Source organism: Mycoplasma todarodis (genome assembly GCF_965212735.1).
In the GTDB taxonomy this organism is placed as follows: domain Bacteria; phylum Bacillota_I; class Bacilli_A; order Mycoplasmatales; family Metamycoplasmataceae; genus Mycoplasma_K; species Mycoplasma_K todarodis_A.
On record NZ_CBDBYJ010000004.1, the window covers coordinates 51,096 to 65,604 of the forward strand.

General features: G+C 30.7%; 12 protein-coding genes and 1 pseudogene. 4 read left to right on the plus strand and 9 right to left on the minus strand.

Annotated elements, in window-relative coordinates; all coding sequences use genetic code 4:
- Nucleotides 1–187: 187 nt before the first annotated feature.
- The 3 genes from ACOMC1_RS03520 to ACOMC1_RS03530 all read right to left on the minus strand — a co-directional run bounded on the left by ACOMC1_RS03520 (nt 188) and on the right by ACOMC1_RS03530 (nt 2,265).
- Complete coding sequence (locus ACOMC1_RS03520) at nt 188–937, minus strand: ComEC/Rec2 family competence protein (RefSeq protein WP_420331263.1); 750 nt, start codon at nt 935–937, stop codon at nt 188–190.
- Between the two features lie 32 nt (nt 938–969).
- A complete protein-coding gene (locus ACOMC1_RS03525; protein WP_420331264.1) occupies nt 970–1,461 on the minus strand; it encodes an MAG0490 family ComEA-like DNA-binding protein in 492 nt (163 codons plus the stop codon).
- Between the two features lie 63 nt (nt 1,462–1,524).
- Nucleotides 1,525–2,265 carry a YebC/PmpR family DNA-binding transcriptional regulator gene (locus ACOMC1_RS03530; protein ID WP_420331265.1) on the minus strand — a complete coding sequence of 247 codons (741 nt, stop codon included), beginning with the start codon at nt 2,263–2,265 and terminating at the stop codon, nt 1,525–1,527.
- A 59-nt stretch (nt 2,266–2,324) separates the two neighbouring features.
- Between ACOMC1_RS03530 and ACOMC1_RS03535 the strand changes: the two genes are divergently transcribed.
- The 4 genes from ACOMC1_RS03535 to ACOMC1_RS03550 all read left to right on the plus strand — a co-directional run bounded on the left by ACOMC1_RS03535 (nt 2,325) and on the right by ACOMC1_RS03550 (nt 9,070).
- The gene (locus ACOMC1_RS03535) at nt 2,325–2,750 is read left to right on the plus strand and encodes a hypothetical protein (protein WP_420331266.1); all 426 of its coding nucleotides are present in this window, start codon (nt 2,325–2,327) and stop codon (nt 2,748–2,750) included.
- A gap of 87 nt (nt 2,751–2,837) precedes the next feature.
- A complete protein-coding gene (locus ACOMC1_RS03540; protein WP_420331267.1) occupies nt 2,838–3,758 on the plus strand; it encodes a ZIP family metal transporter in 921 nt (306 codons plus the stop codon).
- A gap of 155 nt (nt 3,759–3,913) precedes the next feature.
- Nucleotides 3,914–7,453: a hypothetical protein gene (locus ACOMC1_RS03545; protein ID WP_420331268.1), complete on the plus strand. Its 3,540-nt coding sequence runs from the start codon at nt 3,914–3,916 to the stop codon at nt 7,451–7,453.
- Nucleotides 7,454–7,462: 9 nt separating this feature from the next.
- On the plus strand, nt 7,463–9,070 hold the full coding sequence (locus tag ACOMC1_RS03550; RefSeq protein WP_420331269.1) for a hypothetical protein: 1,608 nt from the start codon (nt 7,463–7,465) through the stop codon (nt 9,068–9,070).
- Nucleotides 9,071–9,114: 44 nt separating this feature from the next.
- Here ACOMC1_RS03550 and nadE read toward each other — a convergent pair whose 3' ends face one another.
- The 6 genes and pseudogenes from nadE to dusB form a co-directional block, all read right to left on the minus strand.
- Entirely contained in the window at nt 9,115–9,831 is a 717-nt protein-coding gene (nadE, locus tag ACOMC1_RS03555) for an NAD(+) synthase (RefSeq protein WP_420331270.1), read from the minus strand.
- A 95-nt stretch (nt 9,832–9,926) separates the two neighbouring features.
- Nucleotides 9,927–11,681 (minus strand): heavy metal translocating P-type ATPase, encoded by a 1,755-nt coding sequence (locus ACOMC1_RS03560; protein WP_420331271.1) that lies wholly within the window; start codon nt 11,679–11,681, stop codon nt 9,927–9,929.
- A gap of 190 nt (nt 11,682–11,871) precedes the next feature.
- Nucleotides 11,872–12,075, minus strand: a complete 204-nt coding sequence (locus ACOMC1_RS03565; RefSeq protein WP_420331272.1) for a heavy-metal-associated domain-containing protein — start codon at nt 12,073–12,075, stop codon at nt 11,872–11,874.
- A 75-nt stretch (nt 12,076–12,150) separates the two neighbouring features.
- Nucleotides 12,151–12,230: DUF1967 domain-containing protein (locus ACOMC1_RS03570; RefSeq protein ID WP_420331366.1), on the minus strand; the 80-nt coding region annotated here is incomplete at its 5' end.
- A gap of 1 nt (nt 12,231) precedes the next feature.
- Nucleotides 12,232–13,407: pseudogene (gene obgE, locus ACOMC1_RS03575) on the minus strand (GTPase ObgE); the annotation flags it as partial.
- Between the two features lie 56 nt (nt 13,408–13,463).
- On the minus strand, nt 13,464–14,453 hold the full coding sequence (dusB, locus tag ACOMC1_RS03580) for a tRNA dihydrouridine synthase DusB (RefSeq protein ID WP_420331273.1): 990 nt from the start codon (nt 14,451–14,453) through the stop codon (nt 13,464–13,466).
- Nucleotides 14,454–14,509 lie beyond the last annotated feature (56 nt).

Genomic DNA, 14,509 nt, shown 5'->3' on the forward strand with positions numbered 1-14,509 from the left:
GGCGCTTACATTAATGAAGAAATACTTGGCAAACTTGCTGGCGAAAGCTATTGAATTTAAATAAATAATCGTAGTTGAGGCAAGGAAGGTTAATTGAAAAGATATTGACATATTAACATACGGATTTCAAAGCATCAATAATACACCAACAACACCTAAGACATCTAAGTTAGAGCTGTGCTTTAATTTAGAAATTCTTTTTTTTAAAAGTCAGTAACATAATAAATAATAAAGCTCTTATTGCTGGAATGGTTCAATTCAATAAAAACACATAAAGAATCAATGGGAGTAATGAAAATAACTCAAAATAATGAATGTGTAGTTTCTTAAGGGTTAATTCAATCACTTTATAAATTATTCCTATATGGAATCCTGAGATAACAAATAGATGCACTATCGACAAGCTCTTAGTTAATTCAAAAAGATGTTTTGTTTCTTTTGTGCGTTCCCCTAATAGCAATAATGGTGCAATACTTTTCCAAATTTTAGTTCCTGAGTTTACATACTCATGCGTATCATTGAAAAAATTGTGTTCAATAGCTATTATCGATAGAGTTTTAGGGTATATTTGAGACATTATTTGTTTAGTTTTAAGGTATGTAACCATATCAAAGTTGTTTGTATTCTTAATTCCTATTATATGTCCCTTCAAAGACAATACATCACCAGGGTTTATGTTTTCGGTTGTTTTTACTAAAATTTTTTGACCCTCAACTTTTATTATTGCACCCATTTTTATTTTAGAAATTACTGTGTATTTGCCATCTATGTATCTGTCGATATATTTAACGTCTAATAATTGCTTTGATAAGAAATATAAAAAGACTAAAGCGATTGTTATTAGTAGTAGTTTTGGGTAATATGCCAAAAAAGCAACTAATACAATGACAACAAAAAGCAACGGTATATTTATTCCGTTTGAAATTAATCCGTACAACAGCAAACTCAATAAAAAAGCAATGGGTATTCTTAACTTAAATCTAAAATCTTTTTTAGAAGGTTTAAGGTAGTTGTACCAACACCACGTATTGAGTCTAAGTCACTTCATGTTACTTTACCCCCTCTTTGTTTCCTTATAAAAGTCATTATCGCCAAGGAAGTTTTTCTTCTAATTCCCACCCTCATTAAATCAGCTAAGTTTATGTCTTTCAACTTTATTTTCTTTTCGAAGCCTTCCTTAAATGGAATTAATAAAGTTTGTTCTTTGTATAAATGTTTGTCAAATTCAACATCTTTTAAGTTAGCTCCATAGAGTAGTTCCGCTTTAACCAATATTTCTCTAATTGAAATCCCAAACCGAACATCAAAAGGACCATGAAACCGAACCGCTCCTAAAACAGTCACTTTCAGCATTTCTTTTTTGGTTGTGTCATTGTTTGCTTTGGTACCATGAATCATCAAGTACCCTCCAACGCCTATAAAAATTGAAAATAGGGTGCTTATCAATAGTTTTATTTTCATATACTAATATGTAGTTTATTTAAAGGAAATAAAAAAAACAACCTGAGTTGTTGTTTTAATTATTTATTCAAATGATTCTGGATCTAAGTTGTGGAACACTTCTTGTATGTCATCATCATCTTCGAATTTGTCAACTGCATCAAGAATTTTTTGCGCTTTATCAGCATCTACTTTAACTTGTGTATTAGCTTCATATGTAACTTCCGCTGTTTTGAATTCAACACCTTCAAATTCTTTTTCAAGGTTTTCCTTAACTTTAGCGAAATCAGTTGGTTCTGTAGTAATGAAGTATGATTCTTCTCCAGCTTCGAAGTCTGATGCACCAGCTTCAAGAGCAATCATCATAACTGTATCCTCATCTCCAACTGAAAGAGGTAACTCAAGTACTCCTTTTCTATCAAATAAGAATGATACTGATCCGTTTTTACCTAAAGATCCTCCACTCTTATTGAATAGTGATTTAACTGACGCAGAAACTCTATTATGATTATCTGATAAACACATAACCATTATTGAGATTCCTCCTGGTAAGTACCCTTCATATACACTTTCTTTATATACTGCTCCCTCAGCTCCAACACCTGTTGCTTTATCAATAGCTTTTTGAATGTTTTTAGCTGGCATTGATTTTGCCTTAGCTTTTTGAACTGCTAATTTAAGTGGGGCATTTGTATTAATATCTCCTCCACCCGCTGCAGCTGCAACCATAATTTCTTTAGAGAATTTAGCGAAAATTTTTGACCTCGCTGAATCTTGTGCTGCTTTCCTATGTTTAATATTTGCTCATTTACTGTGTCCTGCCATTTTATCTCCTTTTCTATTAGTTATTCTATTAAGTGTATCTATTATATAATAAACTTATTATGATTTTAAAAGATATCGCAAATATTAGACATATTTTCACTAGAAAAGCCAAGAAAAGGAATTACAAAAACGATTGTAGATTAATTTTAAATGGTGTTCATTTGACTAAGTGAAATGTCATAAACAATTCTTCCGCATATGAAACTGTTAGAACCTTAAGAAAGTTCACAACTCCTCAATATGAAACTGGATATTTAATAAGAAGAAAAAAAGCATTTCAAACTATATTATTCCAACAGAATTATGATGTTGTATTAACCGATAGACATGGGAAGGTTTTGAAATTATTCATCGATGTTGCACCAGGGTTTTATTCAAAATATTATAGTGAATGTTATTTTGTGTTGTGATTCCCTGTGGGAACAATAAAATTCTTTGAATTAAAAGAGTTGGATATTCTTCAAACTAGACGTATCATCATCTAATGATGGTACTTTTTTTAATAAGTGCACACCTTAATTTTTGCTTAAAAATATTAATATGATATGATTACCCATATAGAAAGAGGAAATATGAAAAACATTACAAGTTGAAATCTTTCTCTACAAGTATTGTTATTTACTGGAATTGTATTAGCGATTCCATTGCTGTTGGGATTAATTCTTCCAATTGTAAAACCAAGAATTAAAAGAAAATCAAATATTTATCTTTATTCATTTTCTGCAGGTTTTATTTTAGTCTTAGGACTTTATGGATTAATTGCTCAACCATTAACATCACTTAGAGAAACTTTAGAGGGACATACACATGGTCACCACAATCATTTAACTAAACATTACGGAGATTGAGAAATCATAAGTATTTTAGCTGGAATCGCTATTGGAGGTGTATTGATTGGTATGGGTGGTTCTATGTTGGCAAGACATATTTTTACCAAAAAAAGTGGAGAGGTTCATAATAATCACAGTGACCATAACCACGGAGATCACATTTTTAACTTAAAAGAAGCTCAATCAGCGAAATCAAAAGTAACCGTTATTATGTTGCTTATGGCACATAAGATACCCGCTGGAATTTCATTAGGTTTAATGATTCAAGGACTGAACGATCACGAAGTGAGTGGTATGACAATTGCAGCTATAGTTGCATTCATCATACATACAATACCAGAGATGTTAACTATATACTATAGACAAATAGAAATGGGAACAAACAAATGAAAAGCAATGGGATTCACATTACTAATTCAATTAATTCTATTACCAATGATGTTTATAGGAGCTTATTTAGGCGAGGCTATTCAAGATGTTATTTGATTAATGCCATTAATATTAGTTACATCTGGTTCTATATTAGTATTTACAGCAATTCTAGAATTAATACCAGAATTTATAGATCAAGAAATCTCGCATGTTAAATGACATACAACAACATTCTTATTTGTAGTTGGATTCTTGATGGCATTATTAATCCTATTAGTTCATGTGCATTAATTCACAAAAAAGCGCAAATGCGCTTTTTTTATGTTAGCCTCATAGACTAAAAATACCCAAATAAGTCCCATATTTAGGTTTTTATATATTGTAAAAATTTGTCTGTATTAGCAATTAGTGGTAAAATATTTAATAATAATTATTAGGGGGTAGAAATGAAGAAAAAATATAAAGTAGTATTAAAATCATCTGCATTAGTAGCAGTATCAGCTATTGGAGTGTCAACTGTAGCTGTTGCTTGTGGAGAAACAGATTCAAAAAAAGAAGTTAAATCATCACATCACAACAGGAGAAGAAGAAGACATGGTTCTCATAGAGTTATTACAGAAGGTCAACATGTTTGAAGATTTGCTGGTGCAGAATATGCAACCAAAGAATTAGCTGACAAAGCAAGAAACAAATTAATTAACGAGAAATTTGAGGAAGCTAGAAAAACAGCTTTAGTTAAGGATTTTGAAATAGATGGTAAATCATTTAAAACAAAAACTGAATTTGTTGATTACCTTAAAAAAGAGTATGAAGTTAAAGAAACTTATTTCAAAAAAGATGCTTTCAAAGAAGTAGAGAACTTTGGTGATATTAAAAATAAATATGTAGATATTATCGACGGACTAGAGTTTAAAGGTAAAAAATATAGTTCTATTAAAGAATTTGTCAAAGCGAGTGGAGATGGTACGGGTAATTTTTACGTACAAGAGAAATATGCTCCGAAAGAATTCAACATGCTTAATGAAGTTAAAAAGGGGAACTTTATCTTTAAAAGCGGTGGAACTAAACCTGCTCCAGAAATAAAAACATTGAATGACTTAGATAAATTCAAAAAAGAACTTACAAGAGTTGTTACAGAAATCTTCAACAAATCTGAAAAATGAAGAGATGGCTATGACACAATAGATGCAACACGTTTAGTACTTGGAGATGTCAAATCGATCAATTTATCTACTGGGTCCACACCACTTTATAAAGGTAGAGATGGTAATTATTGATTATTCGCAAATGCAACAATAAGCGATGGAAAAAAAGTAACTTCAAAATCTCTGCTTTCAATAATTAAAGAGAATGTTAAGACAATGGATGATGTTAAAACAATTTGAAATCTTATTTCTTCGAACAACTTCAAATTAACATCAAAAGGATTTTTATCACCTTCAACATGAGAAAAATCATTGAATGCCCTATCTAATGATGGTACTTCTTTAGAAAATTACAAAACAAATTCGAGTAAATGGAATGTTTTAAAACATTTTGAAGTTAATAAAAAATTCTTCAAAACTAAAAAAGCGGCAGAAGCAGAGGTTGATAAATTTACCGGTGTAAAAGAAGTATCCATCAAACCCGCTGAATTAAAACTATTGAAAAACTTAAGTGACTTAAAATCACTAGTTAAACAAAAAGGTGTAACCAAATTAATGTGAAAAGATGGTTCAATTTCTTCTACTGAATCAAAAACAAACACAGATATTGTTGAAACTATCAATAAAAAACTTGGAACTTCTTGAGTAGTTAATAATGAAATTTTAAATACCAAAGCTGAAGCGGTAGCTAAAGCAAGAGAGTTGGCTTCTAATGATAAAACTTCTTCAAATGTGTTAATTAACATCGATACATTAACTCCTTCAACTAATGCTAAATCTAAAGTTGGGCGTAACTTCAAAACTGAAGAAGTTTCAAAGATGCTTAAGAACCCTCAAACTTTTAAAGATATTAAATCCAAATCTTATATTAAGCAAACAGATGGAACGTTGCTTGAAGTAAATAAAAACAACTTTAAAAAAGGGTTTGTTGTTGTGAAGAAAACAAGGCCTGATGCTTTCAAGAAAACCAAGGATAAAGTGTTCTTTGTTAAACATTCAATTGAACAAATATTATTCGAAGGTGTTAAATTCCAAAAAAACAATAATGGTGAAGCTTTATACAACTACGAAGGAAAACAACTTAACTTGAAAGACTTTAGATCAAAATTTGAAGAAACTTTCAACGCTAAGAATTCTATGTATATAGATGAAATGATTTTAAATTCAAAAGGAAGAAATTATTTTGAAAATTATTTCAAATTCCCTGAAACAAGAGTTATTGGTTCAGATAAGATGGCCGTTATAGACACTCCTAAGATAGGTGTTGTTAAAATAAATGGTAAAGATGAATCTAAAGATGAAATAACTATGTATATCAGACATGGTAAAAATGGTTTTTGATCTAAAAAAACAAATATCATTGGTATTCAGAATGATGATGAGATTAAAATTGTAATCAGAAAGAGCGATAGTTCTTACACAAGGATAATTAAAGTAAATAACTTAAAAAGAAATGTTATTGATTTCTTTAAAAACTTCAAAAATGGTGACGGAACTCCTGATTCTTTAAAAGATAAAAAAGCGATTCAAGCAATGATTGATGGCTTTGAACAAATCGGAAAAGATTTACTAGCTGATTTGAAATTCAATCTAAAGAATTTACTTGAAGTAGCAAAAAAATACATGTCAACAGATGTAGACAAAAGAGATAGAAAAGAATTTGCAGATGCATTCCATAGAATTCACAACTTATTAGATGAAAGATTCTTTGATGAAATCGCAACTAACAAAGATTCTATAGCAAATAGAGTTATCGAAACATTGGTAAACAATGGTGTGGATGCGTCAATGATCTCAAATGATAATAAAACTCTGAAACCAGAGTTAAAAGCATTACTTGATGATGCACTAGATATTATTAAAGTCTTTATTGATGATTCATTTAATTTCATTGAACATTCATTGTATTGAAAACCGGAATGATTGGATGCTAGTCATTTAGTTAATGCAAAATCTGCCAATGCAGATGATAAAGCATTTTTCGATAAATTAACTAAAGGTAAATTGATCGAAAACTCTGGTGATGCAGATGATAAAAAAGATGCTGCATTCCAAACCGTAAAAAAACTTATGAATGGAAATTTAAAAGTTTATAAAGAAACCACAGCTAATGGGGAAGTTCTTTACCATGTTGTTAAAGATGTTAATTCAAGAGTGATTTCAAATACATTCAAAGGCTTCTTGGAACATTCTAAAGTTGACCACAAAGGCACACTTGATAACCTTCGTTTAAATCCTAAAGATAATAAACTTGAAGGTGTCTTAGCAGCTGCTAAGAAAAGAAAAAGTGATAATCATTACGAAGAAGATGCAAAGAAAATATATCAACCTAAAAAATCAGGTAATCCTAAATCAAGCGATGGTAAGGCAGAATCAAATTCTAAATCACCGTTAGATGCCATCTTAAAATTATTAAAAGGTGATGATATAAAAAATCTAATCCCAGTAATAAAAGGAATTCTAAATTCACAATCATTAGAAGGTTTACTAAACCTAGGTGAGGGAGCGGTTGATTCTAAATTTGGTTTAAGTGGTCTTGGTCACTTAGAAAATATATTCAATTCAATAACTGGTTCTCTATCTACTGGATTTATTTCAGCAGAAAATAACCTTCAAGGACTACTTACACGTTTAATTGGAGAAAAAGGTAATGTTGTAATGAGTTTTGCTAAAGATAGTGATGGTAACTTTATACTTAAAGATTACAAATCACCACAAATCACAACAGTCGATAAAGATAATAGAGACACAATCATTTACAGAAAGGATAAACTAGACGTATTATTCAAGAAACTTAAACCATTAATTGATCTTGGATTAATACTCGCTGGTTCATTATAGGAGGTAATTATGAAATTAAATAAAAAGATACTTTTAAGAGGTGCTATAACACCTTTAGTAATTGCCACACCTGTAGTGGTTGCGGTTTCTTGCGGTAATTCAATAGCAAACCAAAAAGGGAATGATAAAAAACAAAATAAAATCATCATTCCAAAAGGTAAAGTTGCACAATCATACACTGCAGCAATGGAGTTAAATAATTATTTTGGAGATTTCCTAAGTAAATTTAAAGGTAAAGTGGCATTAACTGCACAAGCTAAAAGAACAGCAGATTACGCAATTATAGCTTTTGTTTCATACTTAGAAAGTGATGCAACAAATAGTAATGCTGATGAAAAAGCTAAAGCCAAAGCAAAACAAGAATTTTCAGAAAATTTAAAAGAATTTAAAGATCAATTAGATAAATTATTTGACATGGCATTAGTAGACCCTGAAAATAGTGCCAATATCATTTCTCCCATTATAAATAATTTTATTAATCTTAAAGATGTTGATAAAAGCAATAAAGCACAAAGGCTAGCTAAAGTCGTTATACAGAACGTACTTCTTAAAATGCAAATGGTTATGGATAATGTTTTAGATACATTAATCAATATAAACTATTCTGACCCAACAAAAGTTATCGGTGATGCTGAGCTTGTTGGAACATTAAAGGATGTTCAAGATGGTAAAACTAACAAACTTGTTTCTAACGACGATGTAAAAGCAGGATTTGCTGATGCTAAAAAAATAGCGAGTGGGGTGGAAATTTCTAAAGAAGATACTTATGACATTAAAAACCACCTTGGTGGAAGCATAGGTTCATTAGCATCTATTTTTGGAGGTTTGATTGGTGACACTAAATTCAAAGTTGAAACTGATGTAATCAAGGGTACACCTTGACAAGCCGGAATGGCAGAATTCGTTTCAAGTGCTACCGCTCATCCGGAAGATATTAAAGTTTATAAGAGTAAAACAACAGATGAAATTTATTTCAAGAAAGCTGAAACTACTACTCATTTAGCAAACAACATCAAAAAGTCTTTAAACTTAGACGAAAGTAATGTTGGTGCTCTTATTGATGACCCTTTCTTAAACGATAATTTCCTAGTAGATTTATTCAGAACTGGAGATATTAAAATACCTTCTCTTGGAAAAATAAAACAACTTCTAAATGATAAAACACCTATTTATAATACGTTGAATAAAATTCAGTTGATTTTAGAAGATTTCGGTAAAACATTAGAACTTACAGAAGTGAACTTACAAATGTTAGCCTCACATCTTATAGGTGATAAAGCTGAATTTTATGGTGGAATCGAAAAGAAAAATGGTTCTTGAGAAGCTAAAGAAGAAGCTTTTATGACACCTCAATTAAATGCATACAATTATTCTAATTATGAAGGTTATAACAAACATGTAAAACAAGATGTAATCGATAATTCATTAAAAATCGTTTTACAAAAAACTGTCCCTATAATAGGAACAGTGGAAGCTTCAGTTAATGTTTTAGATGTCCTAAAAAACATAACACGCGATCCACACTCTAACTATACAGTTGGATTATTCCAAATTGCTCAAGTTCTAACTGAAGGACTTAAAAAAGAAGGAATGAACGATATTAAAATCAAAATTTAAAAAACTCCATTGGAGTTTTTTTATAATAAAAAAATAAGCGATGCTTATTTATACTCTTCTTTTGATTTAGGTTCTGGTAAAGGAACCCTTTTATGATTAGTGATTGCTATTTGCCTCTTAATTTTTATTAATATATCCTCTTCAACAAATTCACCTTTTAAATATTTATCTACTTCATCATATGAGAAGCCTAACTCTTCTTCATCAGTTTGCCCTTCTCATAATGCGGCAGTAGGTTTCTTAGTTCAAACAACTTCCGGTAATTTTAGCTCTTTTGCCATCTCTTTTACTTCACCCTTAGTCAAATGTACTATTGGAAGTAAATCAACCCCTCCATCACCGTATTTAGTGAAATAACCAAGTATTCATTCTGCTGCATTGTCTGTTCCAAGCACTAAGTATCTTTTTTCTTGTGCTAAAGCATATAAAGCTGACATCCTTAGCCTTGGTTTTATATTTGCTGTTGCTAACCTTGTTTTTGTTCCTACTGCTTTTTTCATAGCTTCGTATGATTCAGTTAAATCAACTAGTTTTGTTTCAATAGAGATTGTATCTGCTAATTCTTTTGCATCTATTAAATCTTGACCCATGTTATTGATTGGTAAATAAACACCTAATGAGTTCTTTGGAAATGCTTTTTTAGCTAATGCTGCAACGACAGAAGAATCTACTCCACCTGACAGACCAACTATAACACCATCCATGTTTGCTTTTTTAACTTCTTCTTGAAGTCATTGTACTAAGTATTCTGAATATTTCATATAAATATAATACTACATTTAAGAATGCTTTTCTACTTAAAGTAAATGATGGTTAATGACGAATTAAAAACATACACTTTTATGTGCATGTTTTTTTATATTTTATTATTTTGTTTTTTGAAGTATCTATCGGTTCTGATTTTATAAAATAAAGCATTACCAACAACAGCAATATCAGACAATAACATAATTACAGCTGCAACTCAAGGCGACACAAACATCATAAATGCCATTGGCAATGCAAGTATATTAAATATCATAGCCCATGATAAAGACTGGATTATCTTAATCTGATTTCATTTAGAAATTTTAATTGCATTGATCAATGAATATAAATCATCATTGAGGATTGATATATCAGAAAGAGAATTAGTGATATCCGAACCAGAGGCAAATGCCATAGAAATATCCGCTGCTTTTAGAGCTAGAATATCATTAAACCCATCACCGATGAATAATATTTGTTGCTTATCCTTTAATTGATTCTTACTTCTAAGTTCTTTAACTAATTCGGCTTTTTGTTCGGGTAGGATATTTGAATACATTTCATCAATATTTAATAAATTACCAACACGCTTAGCAGCTCTTGATGAATCTCCTGTAATCATAATAGTTTTGATTTTTAATTTGTGCAACATTTGTATTGTTTTAAGTGCATTGGGTTTTATATCATCCATAACTTCAAAAGTTGCAAGAGTTTTTGTAGAAGTTGTTAAAGATACTATTGTGGCACCATTGACTTTTGCTCTTTTATTAGATTTGGTTATTAAGTATTTTTCACCTTTATACGTAGCTTCAATACCAACTCCAGTTATTTCATTAACATTTTCAACCTTAATTGTTGAGTTGAACTTAGATGTTATAGCATTAGCTATTGGTTGTATTGAATGTTTCTCAATTGCTGCAGCTAACATAAGTGAATCTTTATTACCTTCATATCGAACAACCTTCATCTTACCAGTAGTCAATGTACCTGTTTTGTCAAATATAACAATTTTTACATCTTTAATCTTTTCAAATGATTTAGACTCCGAGAATAACAATGAATTTTTATTAGCTAAAGATGCTGACACAGTTACAACCAAAGGTGTCGCAACCCCAAGAGCACAAGGGCAAGCAATTGCTAGAATGGTTACTGAAGAAAGGAAAGCATTCTCTATATAACTATCACCTTTAAATCAACCGAGTTGAATATGCGCACCATAACCCATTGCTATTCAGAAAATAAATGCTAAGAATGCTAATGTAAAAACAAGTGGTGTAAATATTCTCAAAACCTTATCAGCAATAACTTGGATTTTGGGTTTGACCAGCGATAAGTCTTCTGCTTTATCTATTATTAAAGCTAAAGTTGAATCTTCAAAATCCTTCTCAACCTTTAAGAGAATTCTTTCTTTTATATTTATAGAGCCTGATAGCATATCATCTCCAACGGTTTTAACGATCATTTTGGATTCTCCTGTTATTTTAGAATAATCCAAGTGAGTTTTTCCCTCTAATATCTTTCCATCCAAAGGAACATTTGAGTTAGCTTTAATTGAAATGATATCACCTACATTAATTTCATTTATAGGAACTTTTATTTCTTTGCCATTTTTTACTAAATACACCGATTTTGTTTTAAGCTTCAAGAGCTCTTTGTATCCATCAATAGACTTACTTCTAAGCCTTACCTCTAAAGTGTTTCCTACAAAGGCGAAAATAACTAATAAAGCAGTTCCTTCTCAAAAGACTTCGTAAGAATACGTTGTATCCTGGAAATGTATAGAAGAATTTATAATTGAATACAAAAATAACAAATGAGCTGCTAAGCCTAGCAATATATCCATGTCAAATATCTTCTTAAACATATTTTTATATATGAAGAATAATCTTCAACCATAAATGATGAGTATTATTGTAGTTATTGAACCTCATATCAGTGGATTTCAGGTTACCTCAATTATTCCTTTAGGTTTTAAAACATTCAATATAATGAAATATATTTGCAATAAAAATAATGGAATTGCCACAATTATTTTTATTTTTAATAATTTATCTTTATCCATTATTTAAATCGAAACCAAGGTTACTGATCAATCTTTTAATTTCTTGTAACTCTATTTTTGTTTCATCATATTTAATTTTTATCAACCCCGACGCAACGTTCACCAACACTTCTTCAACTCTTTCTCCTAACACTGTTTTAATTTTGTTCTCACAAGAACCACAGTGTAATTTTGCATGTAATTTGACTATCTTCATTTTTACCTCGCTTTTATACCTATCTTAATTATATAACTAAATAGTTATATGAAAACAAAACAATAAAAAAGAGAATTACTCTCTTTCTGATCATTCAAATTCAAATGAGAAGATTCTAACAGTATCTCCATCTTTAACACCTTGTTTTCTAAGTTNGTCTCAAACTCCAAGTGCTGATAGTTTTTTGTTGAATCTCATGAAGTTTTCACCAGTTGATAAAGGAATCTTATCGTAAATACGCTCAACCTCTTTACCTGAGATTTCAAACATACCTTCGTAATCTTTTTCAACGATAAAGTCATCTTCAAAAGTAATTGTAACCTCTGATTTTTTAGCTTTATATTCAATTTCATCTGCTGCTCTATATGCATCATATAACTTATGTTTAAGTGGTTCAATACCTTTTTCAGTTAATGCTGATATTTCAACAAGTTCAATTTCAGGATAAGCTTTTTTAAATTTCTTAACGTTATCTGGAAAGGCATCTAAGTCTGCTTTGTTAGCGATAACTACTTGTTTACGCTTTTCTAATCCTAAAGAATATTCTTTAAGTTCATGGTTTATTACTTCAAAATCTTTAACAGGATCTTTCATTTCATCACCAAAATCAATAACGTGAGCTATTAATCTACATCTTTCGATGTGTTTAAGGAATTCAATCCCTAATCCTTTACCTTGTGCTGCACCCGCGATTAATCCAGGTAAGTCAGCTACAACGAATGAATTCTCTCCAACTTTTGATAATCCTAATTGAGGATTAAGAGTTGTAAACTCATAAGCTGCTGTTTTTGGTTTAGCATTAGTAACTTTTGATAATAATGTTGATTTACCTGCTGAAGGTTTTCCAACAAATCCAACATCTGCAAGAACCTTAAGAACAAGTCTTAATCTAAACTCATCACCTCTATCTCCATTTTCAGAGATTCTAGGTGCTTGATTTCTTGAAGATTTAAATTTTGTATTACCTTTACCACCATTACCACCGGCAGCAATTAGGTATTCTTTTTGTTCAGTTATGTCAACAAGTAATTTGTCTCCATTCATAACCAACGTTCCTAAAGGTACTTTAATAAAAATATCTTTCCCTTTAGCCCCATACTGGTTTTTCCTTCTCCCGTCTTCTCCATCATTACCAAATATGTTTCTTTTTAATTTCAGGTTTAAAAGTGTGTTCATTCCGGGTTCACCTACAAAGTAGACACTTCCCCCTAGTCCACCATCTCCACCATCTGGTCCCCCACGTGATACGTGAGCTTCCCTACGGAAAGATACTACACCATTCCCACCTTTACCTGCTTTTACATGTATTTCTGCTTCGTCTATAAATTTCATACTTGTATTATAAAGGAAATAAAAAAATAACCTATGGTTATTTATTTTTTGATGAATTATTGTTCATATTTAATTTTAATTTTCTCTACAAATATAGCTATATTTTTTCGGAAATCTTCTAAAGTTTTTGAAGTCATGAAAGCCATTCTTTCATCACTTGCACCTTTGAATTTTGCAAATCATTGAGATGCTACAGATTTAGACTGAGCCAATGTGTAATTAGGTGATCAATTCTTTAAAAGTATGTCAATATATCTCTTAATTGTTTTGTGTATTGTATCTATTGTAGGATCTGCTTCATAAGAACCTGTTTCGATATAATCTTTCATTTGTTTTAATACTCAAGGACTGCTTTGAGCTGCTCTTGCAACCATTACAGCATCAACACCTGTGTATTCTAACATTCTTTTTGCGTCTTCAGGAGTGAATACATCACCATTTCCAATAACTGGTATTGAAAGAGCTTCTTTTATTTCTTTGATTGCATCTCAATTAGCATTACCTTGATACATTTGTTCACGTGTACGCCCATGCACGATCAACGCCGAAGCGCCAGCTTCCTCAATGATCTTAGCTAACTCCATGTAATTTGAAGAGTTTTCATCTCACCCTAGTCTTATCTTTACAGTTAATGGTTTTTTAATAACAGATACTATACCTTCAACTATTTCTCTAACTTTTTCAGGTGTTTTTGTAAGTGCTGAACCCGCTTGTGACTTAATGGCCACTTTTTTCACAGGACACCCCATATTAATATCAATAATTTGAGCATTCGAATTTTCATCAAAGTATTTTGCGGCATTAATGTAATCTTGAACATCTCCACCAAAGATTTGTAAAGCAACGATACCCTCTTCTTTTGTAACTCTAGCTATATCTAGTGTTTTTTCAGAATTGTATTTTAAACCTACGTTTGAAGTCATTTCTGTACAAGTATATCCTGGTTCAAAATCCTTTGCTATTGTTCTGTAAGCGCTATTAGTAACACCAGCCATTGGGGCTAAGATTACTTTATTTTTAATTTCTATATTTCCTATTTTAAACATAAGGATATTATATTAAAAAAAGTAGCAATGTAAACTACGTAAATAAAATTATATTT